This is a genomic window from Comamonas sp. SY3 (genome assembly GCF_041730275.1).
Lineage (GTDB): Bacteria > Pseudomonadota > Gammaproteobacteria > Burkholderiales > Burkholderiaceae_C > Comamonas > Comamonas sediminis.
Genome location: NZ_JBGTYN010000039.1, coordinates 1 through 17,770, shown reverse-complemented (window position 1 = coordinate 17,770; position 17,770 = coordinate 1). Strand labels below are relative to the sequence as shown.

Here is a 17,770-nt window from a genome sequence, read left to right as displayed (position 1 = left end):
AACCACGGACACGCGGATTTTCAATCCGCTGCTCTACCAACTGAGCTACCGGGCCCACGAGTGAAATTATAGCCCGAAAAAAAGCGCCCGTTTTCAAAAAACTGAAATCAGTGCTTTTTATTGCGCGTCAGGTCCACGCCCAGCTGGCGCAGCTTGCGGTACAGGTGGGTGCGCTCCAGGCCGGTCTTCTCTGCCACGCGGGTCATCGAGCCGCCTTCGCGCGCCAAGTGGAATTCGAAATAGGCCTTCTCGAAACCGTCGCGGGCTTCGCGCAGCGGCCGGTCCAGGTCAAAGCCCTGGTGGGCGTTGGGCGCAGCATCGGCCGAGGCGGCGTTGGCCACGCTGGCAACCACCGGGGCGCTGTAGCCGGTCGGCGTGAAAGACGGCGCCAGCTTGCCCGGCGCAGCGGCAGCCGGTGGCGCGGCGGCGGGTGCGGGCACATTGCGCTGCAGGCCCTGCTCGACTGCCTTGAGCAGCTTCTGCATCGTGATGGGCTTTTCCAAAAAAGAGAACGCGCCAATGCGCGTTGCTTCCACCGCCGTATCAATGGTGGCGTGGCCACTCATCATGATCACGGGCATGGTCAGCAGGCCGGTCATCGACCACTCCTTGAGCAGCGACACGCCATCGGTGTCGGGCATCCAGATGTCGAGCAGCACCAGGTCGTAGCCGCTTTCGTTGCGGGCCAAACGCGCCTGCGTGGCGTTTTCCGCAACGTCCACGCTGTGGCCCTCATCGTTCAGGATCTCCGACAGGAGGTCCCGAATTCCCAATTCGTCATCGACAACCAGAATATTTGCCATATTTTTTGAAAATCCAGTGCAACAGGCGTGAGAGTTATTTTAAATCATCACTTCTTTTTCGATAGCGAATGATAACGACACTTGGGCACCTAAGATTTTTTCCCCCTCGACTCGATTAGAGATTTCTACGCGAGCGCCATGCTCGTCCGCAATTTTCTTGACGACGGCCAAGCCCAAGCCCGTGCCCCGGGGCTTGGTCGTCACGTAGGGCTCAAACGCCTTTTGTAATATATGTTCTGGAAAACCGCAACCGCAGTCAGCAATTGTCAAACGCACCCGCTTGCTGCTGCTGCTGAACCGCGTGGAGATCCGCACCGCCGGTGCCGATGTCTCGTTGCCCACCCAGGCCTGCTGCGTTGCATCCTGCGCATTTTGCAGCAAGTTGTGGATGACCTGCCGCAACTGCTGCGCATCGCCCATGATACGTGGAGCCGCGCTGTCCAGCTCTGCCTCCACAGGGATCACAGCATTTTCCGCGCCATACAGATGCAGCACGTCCATCACCAGCGCATTGAGGTCCACGGCCTGCAGCTCGGCGGCGGGCAGGCGCGCGTAGTCGCGGAACTCGTTGACCAGCCGCTTCATCGCGTCGACCTGGTCGACGATGGTGGTCACAGACTTTTTCAAAATCGCCTGGTCCTGGCCTTCGAGCTTGTGGGCCAGCTTGATCTCCAGCCGCTCGGCAGACAGCTGGATCGGTGTCAGCGGGTTCTTGATCTCGTGGGCCAGACGGCGGGCGACCTCGCCCCAGGCCTGGGCGCGCTGCGCCGAGACGATTTCGGAGATGTCGTCGAACACCAGCAGGCGGCGGTTGTCGGGCAAGGTCGCGCCGCGCGCCACCAGGTTGATGCTGTTCTGGTTGGGCAGCTGGCTGTCGCCATGCAGTTCATAGGGCTGCTGCCAGTGGTCCAGGTAGTGCTCGTCGGTCACATCGTGCAGGCGGGCAAACTGCTGGTCCACCGCCTGCGCGAACGCCTGCAGGCCGGGCAGATCACGCAGCGGACGGCCCTCGAAGGCAGCCAGCGGGGCCCGCAAGATGCGCGTGGCGCCGGGGTTGCTGGAGTGGATCACGCCCTGGGCATCGAGCACGATGACGCCGGCCGTCAGGTTGTCCAGAATGGTCTGCAGGCTCTGGCGCGCCTCGTCGGTCTGGCGCATGCCGCGCTCCACCGCGCGGCGGGCATCGAGCAGCTGCTGCGTCATCTCGGCAAAGGAGCGGGTCAGGCCGCTCAGTTCGTCCTTGCTGGGCAGCACCGGTTTGGGCCGCAGATTGCCTGATGCCACCTCGCGCACGCCCTCGGCCAGCACCAAAAGCGGGCGCACCAGCTGGTTGCCGAGCAAGGCTGCCAGCACCACGGCGCCGAACACGGCGAGGAACAGGCTCAGGGTCAAGGTGCCGATGTACATGCGGCGCAGGCCATCCCGTGCCAGCGCGCGCTCCTGGTATTCGCGGTTGGCTTCCTGCACTTTCAGCGCGTTGACGACCAGGGCCGCGGGCAGCGGCATCGTGGCCTGCAGAAACCGGCCGTCGGGGATCACCCCCACGTCGCCATTGGCCACCTGCACCAGCGTCTTGACGCGCACCTTGGAGGGGTCGCCGGTGATCGCGCCATTGATGTCGGCCACCTCTTCGAGACCATCGATCTGAAATGCGCGCTGCTGCTGGGTGGCGGTACGCAGCAATGCGGCCGAGGGCTTTTCGGGGTTCAGCACAAAGCGCGACTGGCCGGTGCTGGCAATCGCCTGGGAGTTGGCCGACCACAGCACCACGTCGTCGGCGCCCAGCTGGTCCTTGATGCGTTCGAGCACCAGGCCGGAAGCGGCATCCGATATCTGGGACAGCTGGCTGCTCGCCGTGCGGGTGCGCTCGGCCATCGCGGTGGAGGTGGTGTCGAGCGTGATGCGTGCGAGGTTGACCCCGGCATCGAGCGCGCCTTCGACCTTCACATCGAACCAGCTCTCGATGGAGCGCGAGACGAACTGGTAGGAGACGAAATAGATCACGACGCCGGGCAGCACGCCGACCAGCGCAAAGGTGGCCGCCAGCTTGAGCAGCAGCTTGCTGCCAAAGCGGCGCGCCATCAGGCGCCGCACCAGGATGGCCACGCCCCAGAGCACCACCATGCTGAGCACGCAGGCGACCCCGATGTTGACCCCCAGCAGCACGCCGTAGTAGCGCTCGTACAGCACCCGATTGTTGGTGGCGAAAGACAGCAAGAAGAGCAGCACCAGGCCAATGCCGATCATGGCCGACAGGCCCACGATCACCGACCAGCGCGCACGGCTGGGCGTGTAGGCCACGCGCATCGACGATGTCTTTTCGATTTTCACGGCGCGCTTGCCTCCGGCAGCGGCAGCTGGCTTTTGATCTGCAGGTTCAGGCCGTCATTGCTGAACGGCGCGAACTGGAAGATGCGCGGCAACTGGCTGCTGTCGAGCCTGAAATTGAACTTGACGAGGTAGTCCACGTCGCTGGAGAGTTCGTCGGCGCTGGCGATCTTCCAGTTGCGCACGCGCTTGACCACCAGCATCACCTCGTCGAGGCTGTCAAAACTCTGGCCCAGTGATGTCACCGCAGCGGCATCGGTCAGCGGCATGCTGGAGACATGCAGGCGCCAGCGCCGCGTCAGCGGCTGGTAGCTCACGCGCAGGTAGCGGGCGGTTTTCTTGACGGTCTTGTCGCGCCAGTACCAGCGCTCGGAGATGATCTCGGCCTCCTGCACAAAGTACAGCGCTACGCCCTTGTTCAATGCATCGTCGATCTGGTCGGGCAGCGCAAACTGCAGCGCAACGGTGGCAAAGGCGCCCTCGGCATTGCGCACCAGCTGCAGCTCGACCTTTTTCTCATGGTCCGACGCGATGGCCGGCACCGCTGCAGCAAAGCACAGCACCAGCGCAAGAAGAAAGTGGTGGATCAATCGCATACGGACGGGCTCAACGAGGCGGCTTGTGCAGCAGCGCGTAGTAGAAACCGTCGTGGTCGCGCGCCAAGCTGCCCAAGCTATTGTGACCGGGCTCACGCAACTGTGGCAACAAATGCCCTGGCGCCGGCAGCCGTTGGGCATCCGCATGGCGGCCGAGGAACTGCGCCACCTGGTCCTCGCCCTCCTCATGGAAGACCGAACAGGTGCAGTACAGCAGCCGGCCGCCAGGAGCGACCAGCGGCCACAGCGCCTCCAGCAACGTGCGCTGGATCTCCGCGAGCTGCGCAATGTCGGTGGAGCGGCGCAGCCAGCGCACATCGGGCTGGCGGCGGACGATGCCGGAGGCCGAGCACGGCGCGTCCAACAAAATTGCATCAAATTGCTGCATTCCGTGGCGCGCCTGCACCGCCGGCAGCCAGCTGGGCACGTCGCTGCCGCTGGCCACCACCACATCGGCCTGCAACGCCAGCCGCGCCAAGGTGTCGCCAATGCGTTCGGCGCGCTTGGCGTCGATCTCCAGCGCCACCATGTCGATGGGCCGCTGGGCCGTGGCGCACTCCAGCAGATGCGCTGTCTTGCCGCCGGGTGCGGCGCAGGCATCGAGCACATGCAGTGCGCGGCCATCGTGCGGCTGCAAGCCATCGAGCAGCAGCGGCGCGGCCATCTGGGCGGCGCTGTCCTGCACCGACACCCAGCCTTGCGCAAACTGCGGCAGCTGATCGACCGGCACCCCACGCGCCAGCACCAGGCCGGCCTCACCCACGCCGACGACGGCCTCGATGCCCGCGTCATCGAGCAGCGCCAGGTAGCCGGCGCGGCTGCAGCGCTGCAGGTTCACGCGCAAGGCCATCGGGGCCTGCGCATTGTTGGCGGCCACGATGGCCTGCCAGTCCTGCGGATAGTCCTGCTGCAGGCGCTTGAGCCACCACTGCGGGTGGTTGAATTGCGCCACCGGCTCCTGGGCCACGGCACGCAGCAAATCATCGCGCTCACGCAGGAAGCTGCGCAGGCAGCCGTTGATGAACGCCGATTGCGACTTGGTGGCCGAGCGCTTCTTGGCGGCATCCACCGCCTGGTTCACGACGGTGAACGCGTCGTAGCGTGGCACCTCGGGCAACAACAGTGCCAGCGCCGTGCACAGCAGGGCATCGACCGCGCTGGCGGGCTTGCGCGGGGCCAGCTCGGCACGCACGGCTTCTGCGGTGCCCAGCACGCGCAGCACATCCATCAACAGGGCCTGCACGCCAGCGCGCAGCGCGGGCTCTACGCCGCCCAGCACGGCACGGGCCGATTGGCCCTGGCGCACTTCCTGCAAGGCGCGCGCCACCGCCACCAGCTGGGCGGACAGGCTGGGGCCTGGGTTGGGGGTGGCTGCCGTGGCGGCCCGGGAGGGTTGTCGTGGACGGGAAGATGGGTTCATGCCGGGGGAGTACAAAGGCCTGGGTGCCGCTGCGGTACAAAAGGAATACTAATCGATATGCCCCAGGCAGCCTCTGCGCGGGCAGAGCAGGCCTGGTAAAGACACTGTGCGAAACACCCGGCCCGGCGCCGGATGCGCGGGCGGTTGGGGGCTTGGGGGCTTGGCACAGGGCCATCATCGGGGCGAGCCGGAAGTGAGGCAATAAAAAACCCGTAATTCCGCGGCGCGAAATTACGGGTCTTGCAAAGAACCTGGTCAAGGCAGGTGCTGACGGTCCACGCCGGACCTGACTGGCTTGCACCAGTCAGGCAGCGGCGGCTTAGTCAGCAGCAGGGTCTGCAGCGGTGTCCGCAGCGGCTTCTTCGGACACACCGGCCAGCTCGGCCGCTTCCGCATCGGCAATCGCGCGGCGCTCGGCCTCGTCCATTTCGTCCTTGGCCTTGCGCGCCTGGTGGTAAGCCAGACCGGTACCAGCGGGGATCAGACGGCCCACGATGACGTTTTCCTTCAGGCCACGCAGCTCGTCGCGCTTGCCCATGATGGCAGCCTCGGTCAGCACGCGGGTCGTTTCCTGGAAGGAAGCGGCCGAGATGAAGGAGTCGGTCGACAGCGAAGCCTTGGTGATACCCAGCAACACGTTGGAGTAGACCGCAGGGATCTTGCCATCGCGCAGTGCAGCTTCGTTGGTGTTGAGCACTTCGGAGCGCTCGACCTGCTCACCCTGGATGTAGGAGGTATCACCCGGGGCTTCGATGACCACGCGGCGCAGCATCTGGCGAACGATCACCTCGATGTGCTTGTCGTTGATCTTCACGCCCTGCAAGCGGTACACGTCCTGCACTTCGTCCACGATGTAGCGCGAGAGCTCTTCGATACCCAGCAGGCGCAGGATGTCCTGCGGATCGGCTGGGCCGTCGACGATCAGCTCGCCCTTGTTGACCACCTGGCCTTCGTGCACCAGGATGTTGCGTTCCTTGGGAACCAGCTCTTCCCAGACCTTGCCTTCCAGATCGGTGATCTGCAGGCGCACCTTGCCCTTGGTTTCCTTGCCGTAGGACACGGTACCGGTCATCTCGGCCAGCGCGCCCTTGTCCTTCGGCGTACGGGCTTCGAACAGTTCGGCCACACGTGGCAGACCACCGGTAATGTCGCGGGTCTTCTGGCCTTCCATCGGGATACGGGCCAGCACTTCGCCGGGGCCCACTTCCTGGCCATCGCGCACCTGCAGCAGAGCGCCGACCTGGAAGCCGATCGTCACCGCGTGGTCGGTACCAGGAATCTTGACTTCCTGGCCGTTGGCATCTGCCAGCTTGACCTGCGGACGCACCACCTTGGCAGAGCCACGGTGCTTCGGATCGATCACCACCAGGGTGGACAGACCGGTCACTTCGTCGACCTGCTTGGCCACCGTCAGACCTTCTTCGACATTCTCGAACTTCACCTGACCGGCGTATTCGGTAATGATCGGACGGGTCAGCGGATCCCAGTTGGCCAACACGGTACCTGCCTTGATCTGCTGATCAGGCTTGATCGACAGCGTTGCACCGTAAGGCATCTTGTGACGCTCACGCTCGCGGCCGTACTCGTCCTGGATCACGATTTCGCCGGAGCGGGAAATCACGACCAGTTCGCCCTTGTTGTTGGTCACATAGCGCATCTGTGGATTGAAGCCCACGATACCGTTGGACTTGGCTTCCACGCTGGAGGCCACTGCCGCACGCGACGCCGCACCACCGATGTGGAACGTACGCATGGTCAGCTGCGTGCCAGGCTCACCGATGGACTGGGCAGCGATCACACCGACGGCTTCGCCGAGGTTGATCAGGCCGCCACGGCCCAGGTCGCGGCCGTAGCAGGTGGCGCACAGACCGAAGCGGGTTTCGCAGGTCAGTGCCGTGCGCACCTTCACTTCGTCCACACCAGCAGCTTCCAGCTCTTCGATCAGGTCTTCGTCGAACAGATCGCCAGCCTTGGCCAACAGGGCGCGGGTCTCAGGGTGCAGCACTTCGTCCGCAGCGGTACGGCCCAGGATACGGTCGCGCAGCGACTCGATCACTTCACCGCCTTCGACCACAGCGCGCATCAAGGTGCCGTTGTGCGTGCCGCAGTCGAGCTCGGTGATCACCAAGTCCTGCGTCACGTCCACCAGACGGCGCGTCAGGTAACCGGAGTTAGCCGTCTTCAGCGCCGTATCCGCCAGACCCTTACGGGCACCGTGGGTGGAGATGAAGTACTGCAACACGTTCAGACCTTCACGGAAGTTCGCCGTGATGGGGGTCTCGATGATCGAGCCGTCAGGCTTGGCCATCAGACCACGCATACCTGCCAGCTGGCGGATCTGTGCGGCCGAGCCACGGGCGCCGGAGTCGGCCATCATGTAAATCGCGTTGAACGATTCCTGATCGACTTCCTTGCCATGGCGGTCAATGACCTTTTCCTTGGCCAGCTGGGCCATCATGACCTTGGAGACTTCGTCACCGGCCTTGCCCCAGATGTCCACCACCTTGTTGTAGCGCTCGCCAGCCGTGACCAGACCGGAGACGTACTGCTGCTCGATTTCCTTCACTTCCGCTTCGGAGCGGGCGATGATCTCGGCCTTTTGCGGTGGCACCAGCATGTCGCCGATGGCGATCGAGATACCGGAGCGCGTTGCCAGACGGAAGCCGTTTTGCAGCAGCTTGTCGGCGAACACCACGGTTTCCTTCAGACCGCACTTGCGGAACGAGATGTTGATCAGCTTGGAGATTTCCTTCTTCTTCAACGTCTTGTTGATCGAAGAGAAAGGCATACCCTTGGGCAGAATCTCGGACAGCAGGGCGCGGCCAACGGTGGTTTCCACCAGCTTGGTCGTCGGCTCGAACTCACCGGAGGCCTTGTTCTTGTTCCACTCGGTCAGACGCACGCTGATCTTGGTGGCGCGCTCGACCTGCTCGGCATCCAGTGCGCGTTGCACTTCGCCGATGTCGGAGAACACCATGCCTTCGCCCTTGCCGTTGATCTTCTCGCGGGTGGCCTGGTACAGGCCCAGCACCACGTCCTGAGAAGGAACGATCGAGGGTTCGCCCGAAGCGGGGAACAGCACGTTGTTGGAGGCCAGCATCAAGGTGCGGGCTTCCATCTGTGCTTCCACCGACAGCGGCACGTGAACAGCCATCTGGTCACCGTCAAAGTCAGCGTTGAATGCCGCGCAAACCAGCGGGTGCAGTTGCAGGGCCTTGCCTTCGATCAGGATAGGCTCGAACGCCTGGATACCCAGACGGTGCAGCGTAGGTGCGCGGTTGAGCATGATCGGATGCTCGCGGATCACCTCTTCCAGGATGTCCCACACCACGGGGGTGCCGGTTTCCACTTCCTTCTTGGCGGCCTTGATGGTCGTGGCGATGCCACGCGCTTCGAGCTGCGCGAAGATGAAAGGCTTGAACAGCTCCAGCGCCATCAGCTTGGGCAGACCGCACTGGTGCAGCTTGAGCGTTGGGCCCACGGTAATCACGGAACGACCGGAGTAGTCGACGCGCTTGCCCAGCAAGTTCTGGCGGAAACGACCGCTCTTGCCCTTGATCATGTCGGCCAGCGACTTGAGGGCACGCTTGTTCGCGCCGGTCATGGCCTTGCCACGGCGGCCGTTGTCCAGCAGCGAGTCGACCGCTTCTTGCAGCATGCGCTTTTCATTGCGGGCAATGATCTCGGGAGCCTTCAGCTCCAGCAGGCGGCGCAGACGCGAGTTGCGGTTGATGACGCGGCGGTACAGGTCGTTCAGGTCGGAGGTCGCAAAGCGGCCGCCGTCCAGCGGCACCAGTGGACGCAGATCGGGAGGCAGCACAGGCAGCACTTCCATCACCATCCAACCGGGCTTGATGCCGGACTTCTTGAACGCTTCGAGCAGCTTCAGGCGCTTGGCGTTCTTCTTGACCTTGACTTCGGAGCCGGTCAGGTCGTTGCGCAGGCGCTCGATTTCCGCATCGATCTCGATGCCTTCGAGCAGGTCCTTGATGCCTTCGGCGCCCATCTTGGCTACGAATTCATCACCGTACTCTTCGACGTTCTTGTCGTACTCGTCTTCCGACATGATGCTGAACTTCTTCAGCGGGGTCATGCCGGGGTCGGTCACCACGTAGGCTTCGAAGTACAGCACGCGTTCGATGTCGCGCAAAGTCATGTCCAGCACCAGGCCCAGGCGCGAAGGCAGGGACTTGAGGAACCAGATATGGGCGCAAGGCGCGGCCAGGTCGATGTGACCCATGCGCTCGCGGCGCACCTTGGTCTGCGTGACTTCAACGCCGCACTTCTCGCAGATCACACCGCGGTGCTTCAAGCGCTTGTACTTGCCGCACAGGCATTCGTAGTCCTTGATCGGGCCAAAGATCTTGGCGCAGAACAGACCATCGCGCTCGGGCTTGAAGGTACGGTAGTTGATGGTCTCGGGCTTCTTCACTTCGCCGAAAGACCACGAACGGATCTTTTCGGGCGAAGCCAGGCCGATTTTGATGGCATCGAAATGCTCATCAGGCGTAAATTGTTTGAACAGGTCGAGTAGCGATTTCATAGACTCTTTCCCCCTTCAATTAAGAACGTTCCAGTTCGATGTCCAGGCCCAGGGAACGGATTTCCTTGACCAGCACATTGAACGACTCCGGCATGCCGGCTTCGATGGCGTGTTCGCCCTTGACGATGGATTCGTACACCTTGGTACGGCCCACCACGTCATCGGACTTCACGGTCAGCATTTCCTGCAGCACATAGGCGGCGCCATACGCTTCCAGCGCCCACACTTCCATTTCACCGAAACGCTGACCACCGAACTGGGCCTTACCGCCCAGAGGTTGTTGCGTCACCAGCGAGTAAGGACCAGTGGAGCGGGCGTGCATCTTGTCGTCGACCAAGTGGTGCAGCTTCAGGTAGTGCATGTAGCCGATGGTGGTGGGGCGCTCGAAGCGCTCACCGGTGCGGCCGTCATACAGGTAAGCCTGGGTGCGTGGCTCGGTCAGACCCTTGCGTGCCTGGATGTCATCCGGGTACGCCAGCTTGAGCATGTCCTTGATTTCCTGCTCGGAAGCACCGTCGAACACGGGCGTTGCGAAAGGCACGCCGTTCTTCAGGTTCTCCGCCATGAACATGATCTGGTCATCGGACAGTTGCTTGAGGTCTTCCTTGCGGCCGCGGCTGTTGTACACCTCTTCCAGGAAGGAGCGCACTTCAGCGGCACGGGCTTCGGCCTGCAGCATGTCACCGATACGCTGGCCCAGGCCCTTGCCGGCCCAGCCCAGGTGGACTTCCAGCACCTGACCGATGTTCATGCGCGAAGGCACGCCCAGCGGGTTCAGCACGATGTCGGCGGTGGTGCCATCGGCCATGAAAGGCATGTCTTCCACCGGCACGATCTTGGAGACCACACCCTTGTTACCGTGACGGCCGGCCATCTTGTCGCCAGGCTGCAGACGGCGCTTGACGGCCAGGTAGACCTTGACCATCTTGAGCACGCCAGCAGGCAGCTCGTCGCCTTGCGTGAGCTTCTTGCGCTTTTCTTCGAAAGCCAGGTCGAAGTTGTGGCGTTGCTGCTCGATGGAGTTCTTGATGGACTCCAGCTGGGCTGCGACGTCGTCTTCGGCTGGGCGGATATCGAACCAGTGGAACTTCTCCACGCCGTCCAGATAGGCCTTGTCGATCTTGGTGCCCTTGGCCAGCTTTTGCGGGCCGCCATTGGCCACGCGGCCGTTGAGCAGCTTGGCGATACGGTCAAACGCATCGGCTTCCACAATACGCAGCTGGTCGTTCAGGTCCAGACGGAAACGCTTGAGTTCGTCGTCAATGATCTGCTGGGCGCGCTTGTCGCGCTGGATGCCTTCACGGGTGAAGACCTGCACATCGATCACGGTACCTTGCGAGCCCTGGTCCACGCGCAGCGAGGTGTCCTTCACGTCGGACGCCTTCTCGCCGAAGATGGCACGCAGCAGCTTCTCTTCCGGGGTCAGCGTGGTCTCACCCTTTGGCGTGACCTTGCCCACCAGCACATCGCCGGGTTGCACTTCTGCACCCACGTAGATGATGCCGGACTCGTCCAGACGGTTGAGTTGCTGCTCGGACAGGTTCGGGATGTCGCGCGTGATTTCCTCGGCACCGAGCTTGGTGTCGCGGGCCATCACCACCAGTTCCTCGATGTGGATCGAGGTGTAGCGGTCTTCCGCGACCACGCGTTCGGAGATCAGGATCGAGTCTTCGAAGTTGTAGCCGTTCCAGGTCATGAAGGCGATCAGCATGTTCTGACCAATGGCGATTTCGCCCAGGTCGGTCGATGCGCCGTCCGCAATCACGTCACCCTTGGCCAGCTTGTCGCCGCGGCGAACCACAGGACGCTGGTGGATGTTGGTGTTCTGGTTGGAACGCTGGTACTTGATGAGGTTGTAGATGTCCACACCCACTTCACCGGCCACGGCTTCTTCGTCGTTCACACGGATCACGATACGGGTCGCGTCCACGTAGTCGACGATACCGCCACGGGTGGCCGTCACGACGGTGCCCGAGTCGACCGCAGCAACGCGCTCGATACCGGTACCGACCATGGGCTTTTCAGGGCGCAGCACAGGCACGGCCTGGCGCGACATGTTGGCACCCATCAATGCGCGGTTCGCGTCATCGTGTTCCAGGAACGGAATCAGCGACGCAGCCACCGACACGATCTGTGCGGGCGACACGTCCATGTACTGCACGCGCTCGGCGGACAGCAGGGTCGATTCACCGTTTTCACGGGCAGAGACCAGGTCACCGGTCAGGCGGCCTTCGGCGTCGAGCTCGGCATTGGCCTGCGCGATCACGTACTTGCCTTCTTCGATGGCCGACAGGTAGTCCATCTGGTCGGTCACCTTGCCGTCGATCACGCGACGGTAAGGGGTTTCGATGAAACCGTACTCGTTCAGACGCGCGTACAGAGCCAGCGAGTTGATCAGACCGATGTTCGGACCTTCAGGCGTTTCGATCGGGCAGACGCGGCCGTAGTGGGTCACGTGCACGTCACGCACTTCGAAGCCTGCGCGTTCGCGGGTCAGACCGCCTGGGCCCAGAGCGGAAACACGGCGCTTGTGCGTGATTTCAGCCAGCGGGTTGGTCTGGTCCATGAACTGCGACAGCTGCGAGGCGCCGAAGAATTCCTTCAGGGCGGCAGAGATCGGCTTGCTGTTGATCAGGTCGTGCGGCATCAGGGGCTCTTGCTCAGCCTGGCCCAGACGCTCCTTCACAGCCTTTTCGATACGTGCCAGACCGGTGCGGTACTGGTTTTCGGCCAGCTCGCCCACGCAACGCACGCGGCGGTTGCCCAGGTGGTCGATGTCATCGACTTCACCCTTGCCGTTGCGCAGATCCACCAGGATCTTCACGACTTCGAGGATGTCTTCGTTGGACAGCACCATGGGACCGGTCGGGGTGTCGCGGCCGATCTTGGCGTTGAACTTCATACGGCCGACACGCGACAGATCGTAGGTGTCTTCGTTGTAGAACAAACGCTGGAACAGCGCCTGCACGGCGTCCTCGGTTGGAGGCTCACCAGGGCGCATCATGCGGTAGATGGCAACGCGTGCCGCGAACTCGTCAGCGGTTTCATCGGTACGCAGGGTCTGCGAGATGTAGGCGCCGTGGCTCAGTTCGTTGGTGTAGATGCAAGCCAGATCCTGGATGCCGGCGGAGCGCAGCTTCTTGAGCAGCGCTTCGGTCATCTCTTCGTTGGCCTTGGCGATGATTTCACCGGTGTCAGGGTCAACGATGTTCTTGGCAGCGACGCGGCCGAGCAGGAAGTCTTCAGGCACGCTGATGAACTTGGTGCCCGACTGCTCCATCTCGCGGGTGTGGCGCGCGGTGATGCGCTTGTCCTTGGCCACAACCACCTTGCCCGACTTGTCGGTGATGTCAAAGCGCGCGACTTCACCCTTGAGGCGGTCAGCCACAAATTCCATTTGCGCGCCGCTGTCCATCAGGCGGAAGTTGTCGTTCTCGTAGAACGTCGCCAGGATGGACTCGGGCGTCATGCCGATGGCCTTGAGCAGAATCGACACCGGCATCTTGCGGCGGCGGTCCACACGGAAGAACAGCAGGTCCTTGGGGTCGAACTCGAAGTCCAGCCAGGAGCCGCGGTAAGGGATGATGCGTGCCGAGAACAGCAGCTTGCCCGAGCTGTGCGTCTTGCCCTTGTCGTGTTCAAAGAACACACCTGGCGAGCGGTGCAGCTGCGAGACGATCACACGCTCGGTGCCATTGACAATGAATGAACCTTTGTCCGTCATCAGGGGCACTTCGCCCATGTAGACTTCCTGCTCCTTCACTTCCTTGACCACCTTGGACTGGGGCGTGGAGGATTCACGGTCATAGATGATCAACTGCACCTTGGCGCGCACAGCGGACGAGAAGGTCAGACCACGGGTCTGGCATTCGCGCACGTCGAAAGCGGGCCTGGCGAGGTTGTACTCGACAAACTTCATCTCCACAAAACCGTTGTGCGAGACGATGGGGAAAGCCGAGTTGAAGGCAGCTTGCAAGCCTTCATCAGTACGCTTTTTGGGGGCCGAGTCTGCTTGCAAAAATGCGGTGTAAGCATCTTTTTGCATTTGCAGCAGGTAAGGCACTTCGAGCACGCTATCGCGGCTGCCGAAACTTTTGCGGATTCGCTTGCGTTCGGTGTAAGAATAGGCCATGAGATCTCCGGGCAAAGACATGAGTCCTGGGTCTTCGACGACACCCCTGTGACGGGGTTGCAGCTTGGTGGGTTGGCCACTACCAACCATGGCAGACGGTGGTGCATTGCACACCACCCGAACCAAGGGGTTTTCTAGTGTCGGATGTTAGAAAACACTAAAAATCAGCCATCTACGGCCAGTTTTTGGTGTGCTCTAGCGAACGAGATTCCAGAAGCGCCAAAGGCTGGAGCACCTTTTCGGGTACTCCAGCCTTGAAAAAGCCCTCAATTACTTGAGTTCAGCCTTTGCACCAGCTTCGGTCAGCTTCTTGGCAGCTGCGTCAGCGTCAGCCTTAGGCATAGCTTCCTTCAGAACCTTAGGAGCGCCGTCGACCATGTCCTTGGCTTCCTTCAGACCCAGACCGGTGATTTCACGCACGGCCTTGATCACGCCAACCTTGTTAGCGCCGGCTTCCAGCAGCACCAGGTTGAACTCGGTCTTTTCTTCAGCAGCAGCAGCGCCACCGCCACCACCAGCAGCAGGAGCGGCCATAGCAGCAGCGCTCACGCCAAACTTTTCTTCAATTGCCTTGACCAGGTCGTTCAGTTCCAGAACAGTCATGCTGTCCAGGGAGGTCAAGAATGCGTCTTTATCGAATGCCATTTTGATTTCCTAAATATATCGGTTGGTTTTGCCGCGCTTAAGCTGCAGCGACTTCGGCGACTTCTGCGCCTTCGCCCTTTTTGGCCGCCAGTGCGCCCAGCACAACGGCCGTACGCGAGATTGGCGACATGAGCAAGCCACACAATTGGGCCAGCAGCACTTCCTTGGAAGGCACGCTTGCCAGTTGCTTAACGCTGTTAGCGTCCAACGCCTTTCCTTCGAATGCACCACCGCGAATCACCAACTTGTCGTTGGTCTTCGCGAAATCGGCCACCACCTTGGCGGCGGCGATTGCATCTTCAGAGAAACCGTAGATCAGCGGGCCGGTCATCTGGTCAGCCACCACTTCAAAGCTGCTACCAGCAACAGCGCGACGAGCCAGGGTGTTCTTCAGAACACTCAGCGTCACGCCTTGCTTGCGTGCTTCCACACGCAGCTTCGTCATGTCAGCGACCGTGATGCCGCGGTATTCCGCGAACACAAGCGTTTGAGCTTTAGCGGCGAGGCTGGTCACTTCATTGATGACCGCTTCTTTCTCACTGCGATTCAGACTCAAGGTCTACTCCTTCAAATGCGCAAATCGGGGCGAGCCCCTCATGCGCGCTCTTGTTGCAGCGACCAACTGTTTTGGAAATTCATCCATCTGCAGCGGGATCGCCATCTGCGTTGGCAAAAAGATTTAAGTGATCCAATCACACCAACGGTCTTGGATGGCCTGGCATGGCGTTTTTCTCAAAACCCCTCGCCAGCCCACCACACCAGACCGGTGCAAGCACCGGTCTGACGATTTTTTTAGCAATTACGCTGCGATGGACTGTGCATCGACGCGCACGCCGATACCCATCGTCGACGACACTGCCACCTTGCGCAGGTACAGACCCTTGCTGGTAGCTGGCTTTGCCTTGTTCAGAGCGTCGATCAGCGCAGCCAGGTTGCCCTGGAGCTTGTCGTTCTCGAACGAACGGCGGCCGATGGTCGAGTGAACGATACCAGCCTTGTCAACGCGGAACTGCACCTGACCTGCCTTGGCGTTCTTCACAGCCGTAGCGACGTCGGGAGTCACGGTGCCCACCTTGGGGTTAGGCATCAGACCACGTGGGCCCAGGATTTGACCCAGGGTACCAACGATACGCATGGCGTCAGGCGCAGCGATCACGATGTCGAAAGGCATGTCACCAGCCTTGACCATCGCGGCCAGCTCGTCCATACCCACGATATCGGCACCAGCGGCCTTGGCTTCTTCAGCCTTGGCGCCTTGTGCGAACACGGCCACGCGGGTGGTCTTGCCGGTGCCGTTAGGCAGCACGACAGCGCCACGAACCACTTGGTCCGACTTCTTGGCGTCCACGCCCAGCTGGATAGCCACGTCGATGGATTCATCAAACTTGGCCGTAGCGGCGTCCTTCACGAGCGCCACTGCATCAGCGAATGCGTACAGCTTGGTGGTGTCCACCTTGCCTTGCAGGGCTTTTTGCTTCTTGGTCAACTTTGCCATGTTAGAGGCCCTCCACCGTAACGCCCATCGAACGGGCGGAACCAGCCAGCGTGCGCACAGCGGCGTCAACGTCAGCAGCGTTCATGTCCTTCAGCTTGGTCTTGGCGATCTCTTCCAGCTGAGCGCGGGTGATCTTGCCGACCTTGGTGGCCAGAGGGTTCGAAGAACCCTTGTCCAGCTTGATCGCCTTCTTGATCAGCACCGTTGCGGGTGGGGTCTTGATGACGAACGTGAAGCTCTTGTCCGCGAAAGCGGTGATCACCACAGGCAGTGGCAGACCTGGCTCAACACCTTGGGTCTGGGCGTTGAACGCCTTGCAGAATTCCATGATGTTAAGACCACGTTGACCCAGCGCTGGACCAATGGGTGGCGATGGATTGGCTTTACCAGCTGGCACTTGCAGCTTGATGAAGCCGACAATTTTCTTTGCCATTTATAGCTCCTTACGGGTAAAAACGCCCGCACTGCATAGCGCGGGCTCCCCGGGGTTAAGACTCTGTTTAGGCACCGAGTCCGTAAGTGCATGAAAATCAATCAGGTTTTTTCAACCTGCGCAAATTCCAGCTCAACCGGAGTTGAACGGCCAAAGATCATAACAGAAACGCGAAGTCGACTCTTTTCGTAGTTTACTTCTTCGACCGATCCGTTGAAGTCCGTGAACGGACCTTCCTTGACGCGGATGAATTCGCCGACGGTGAATTCGATCTTGTGGCGTGGCTTGTCCGAGCCCTCTTCCATCTGCAGAACGATCTTCTGAACTTCTGCTTCGGAGATCGGCGCCGGACGGTTCTTGGCGCCGCCGACAAAGCCCGTCACCTTGCTGGTGTGCTTGACCAAGTGCCAGGTGTCGTCGTCCATGACCATCTCGACAAACACATAGCCCGGGAACAGGCGGCGCTCGGTGGTCTTTTTCTGACCATTGCGCACTTCCACCACTTCCTCGGTAGGCACCAGAATGCGGCCGAACTTGCTTTGCATGTCCGAGCGGTGAATGCGCTCCAGGATGTTGCGCTCAACGGCCTTCTCCATGCCCGAGTAGGCATGCACGATGTACCAGCGCAGATCGGGATTAGCAGCACTCATAGGCGCCTCAGCGCCTGTGTTGGTTGTTTCGTCCGTGTTCGACATTACTTCCTCCAGCCCAGAACCAGGTCGTACAAGACCCATTCCAGCGTTTTATCAGTCATCCACAAGAACAAAGACATGATGACCACAAACGCAAACACGTAAGCGGTCATCTGCAGCGTCTCTTTACGCGAAGGCCAGACAACCTTCTTGACTTCACGCCAGGAGTCCTTGGCAAAACCAACAAATTGCTTACCTGGTTCAGACACCAGAAAAACGGTGACCGCCGCAATCAGGGCCACAATCAGCACGGCCCACTGGGCAACCGCACCTTGTTTGGCCAACAGGTAAAAGCCGGCGATACCGGCGATGACCAATGCAGCTACAGCGAACAGCTTGAGCTTGTCCGCACCAGAACTAACAGTTTCAACTTGTGTAGCAGCCATGTCGACAATTCAGAGATGGAAAATAGGCATCACTCAAGACGCCGAAGCCCGCCTTGTAATCAGGCGGGCTTGGTTGACCACTTATTCAGTGGCAGGGGCAGTAGGAATCGAACCTACAACCTTCGGTTTTGGAGACCGACGCTCTGCCAATTGAGCTATACCCCTACGAAATCAATACTTACGCAATGATCTTGGCAACCACGCCAGCGCCCACGGTACGGCCGCCTTCGCGGATAGCGAAGCGCAGACCTTCTTCCATAGCGATGGGGTTGATCAGCTTGACGGTGATCGACACGT

12 protein-coding genes, 1 tRNA gene and 1 pseudogene are annotated in these 17,770 nt (G+C 61.0%); all 14 read right to left on the bottom strand.

What is annotated here, in order from left to right:
• Positions 1–107: 107 nt before the first annotated feature.
• Positions 108–803 carry a response regulator gene (locus tag ACCQ08_RS25400; protein WP_239810344.1) on the bottom strand — a complete coding sequence of 232 codons (696 nt, stop codon included), beginning with the start codon at positions 801–803 and terminating at the stop codon, positions 108–110.
• Positions 804–842: 39 nt separating this feature from the next.
• Positions 843–3,110 (bottom strand): ATP-binding protein, encoded by a 2,268-nt coding sequence (locus tag ACCQ08_RS25395; protein WP_239812826.1) that lies wholly within the window; start codon positions 3,108–3,110, stop codon positions 843–845.
• 20 nt (positions 3,111–3,130) lie between these two features.
• Positions 3,131–3,727, bottom strand: a complete 597-nt coding sequence (locus ACCQ08_RS25390; RefSeq protein WP_239810343.1) for a DUF4390 domain-containing protein — start codon at positions 3,725–3,727, stop codon at positions 3,131–3,133.
• A 10-nt stretch (positions 3,728–3,737) separates the two neighbouring features.
• Positions 3,738–5,147 carry a 16S rRNA (cytosine(967)-C(5))-methyltransferase RsmB gene (gene rsmB / locus ACCQ08_RS25385; RefSeq protein ID WP_373451311.1) on the bottom strand — a complete coding sequence of 470 codons (1,410 nt, stop codon included), beginning with the start codon at positions 5,145–5,147 and terminating at the stop codon, positions 3,738–3,740.
• 319 nt (positions 5,148–5,466) lie between these two features.
• The gene (gene rpoC, locus ACCQ08_RS25380) at positions 5,467–9,690 is read right to left on the bottom strand and encodes a DNA-directed RNA polymerase subunit beta' (RefSeq protein WP_239810341.1); all 4,224 of its coding nucleotides are present in this window, start codon (positions 9,688–9,690) and stop codon (positions 5,467–5,469) included.
• Positions 9,691–9,709: 19 nt separating this feature from the next.
• On the bottom strand, positions 9,710–13,822 hold the full coding sequence (gene rpoB / locus ACCQ08_RS25375; RefSeq protein WP_239810340.1) for a DNA-directed RNA polymerase subunit beta: 4,113 nt from the start codon (positions 13,820–13,822) through the stop codon (positions 9,710–9,712).
• A 270-nt stretch (positions 13,823–14,092) separates the two neighbouring features.
• Positions 14,093–14,467 (bottom strand): 50S ribosomal protein L7/L12, encoded by a 375-nt coding sequence (gene rplL / locus ACCQ08_RS25370; RefSeq protein WP_230773212.1) that lies wholly within the window; start codon positions 14,465–14,467, stop codon positions 14,093–14,095.
• 37 nt (positions 14,468–14,504) lie between these two features.
• Positions 14,505–15,023 (bottom strand): 50S ribosomal protein L10, encoded by a 519-nt coding sequence (rplJ, locus tag ACCQ08_RS25365; RefSeq protein ID WP_021025387.1) that lies wholly within the window; start codon positions 15,021–15,023, stop codon positions 14,505–14,507.
• A gap of 243 nt (positions 15,024–15,266) precedes the next feature.
• The gene (rplA, locus tag ACCQ08_RS25360) at positions 15,267–15,962 is read right to left on the bottom strand and encodes a 50S ribosomal protein L1 (protein WP_239810339.1); all 696 of its coding nucleotides are present in this window, start codon (positions 15,960–15,962) and stop codon (positions 15,267–15,269) included.
• 1 nt (position 15,963) lies between these two features.
• Entirely contained in the window at positions 15,964–16,395 is a 432-nt protein-coding gene (gene rplK, locus ACCQ08_RS25355; RefSeq protein ID WP_021025389.1) for a 50S ribosomal protein L11, read from the bottom strand.
• A gap of 101 nt (positions 16,396–16,496) precedes the next feature.
• Entirely contained in the window at positions 16,497–17,090 is a 594-nt protein-coding gene (gene nusG / locus ACCQ08_RS25350) for a transcription termination/antitermination protein NusG (RefSeq protein ID WP_021025390.1), read from the bottom strand.
• Positions 17,090–17,473, bottom strand: a complete 384-nt coding sequence (secE, locus tag ACCQ08_RS25345) for a preprotein translocase subunit SecE (RefSeq protein WP_239810338.1) — start codon at positions 17,471–17,473, stop codon at positions 17,090–17,092. Before secE ends, nusG begins: the two co-directional genes overlap by 1 nt.
• An 89-nt stretch (positions 17,474–17,562) precedes the next feature.
• Positions 17,563–17,638, bottom strand: a tRNA-Trp gene (locus ACCQ08_RS25340).
• Positions 17,639–17,651: 13 nt separating this feature from the next.
• Positions 17,652–17,770: pseudogene (locus ACCQ08_RS25335) on the bottom strand (elongation factor Tu); the annotation flags it as partial.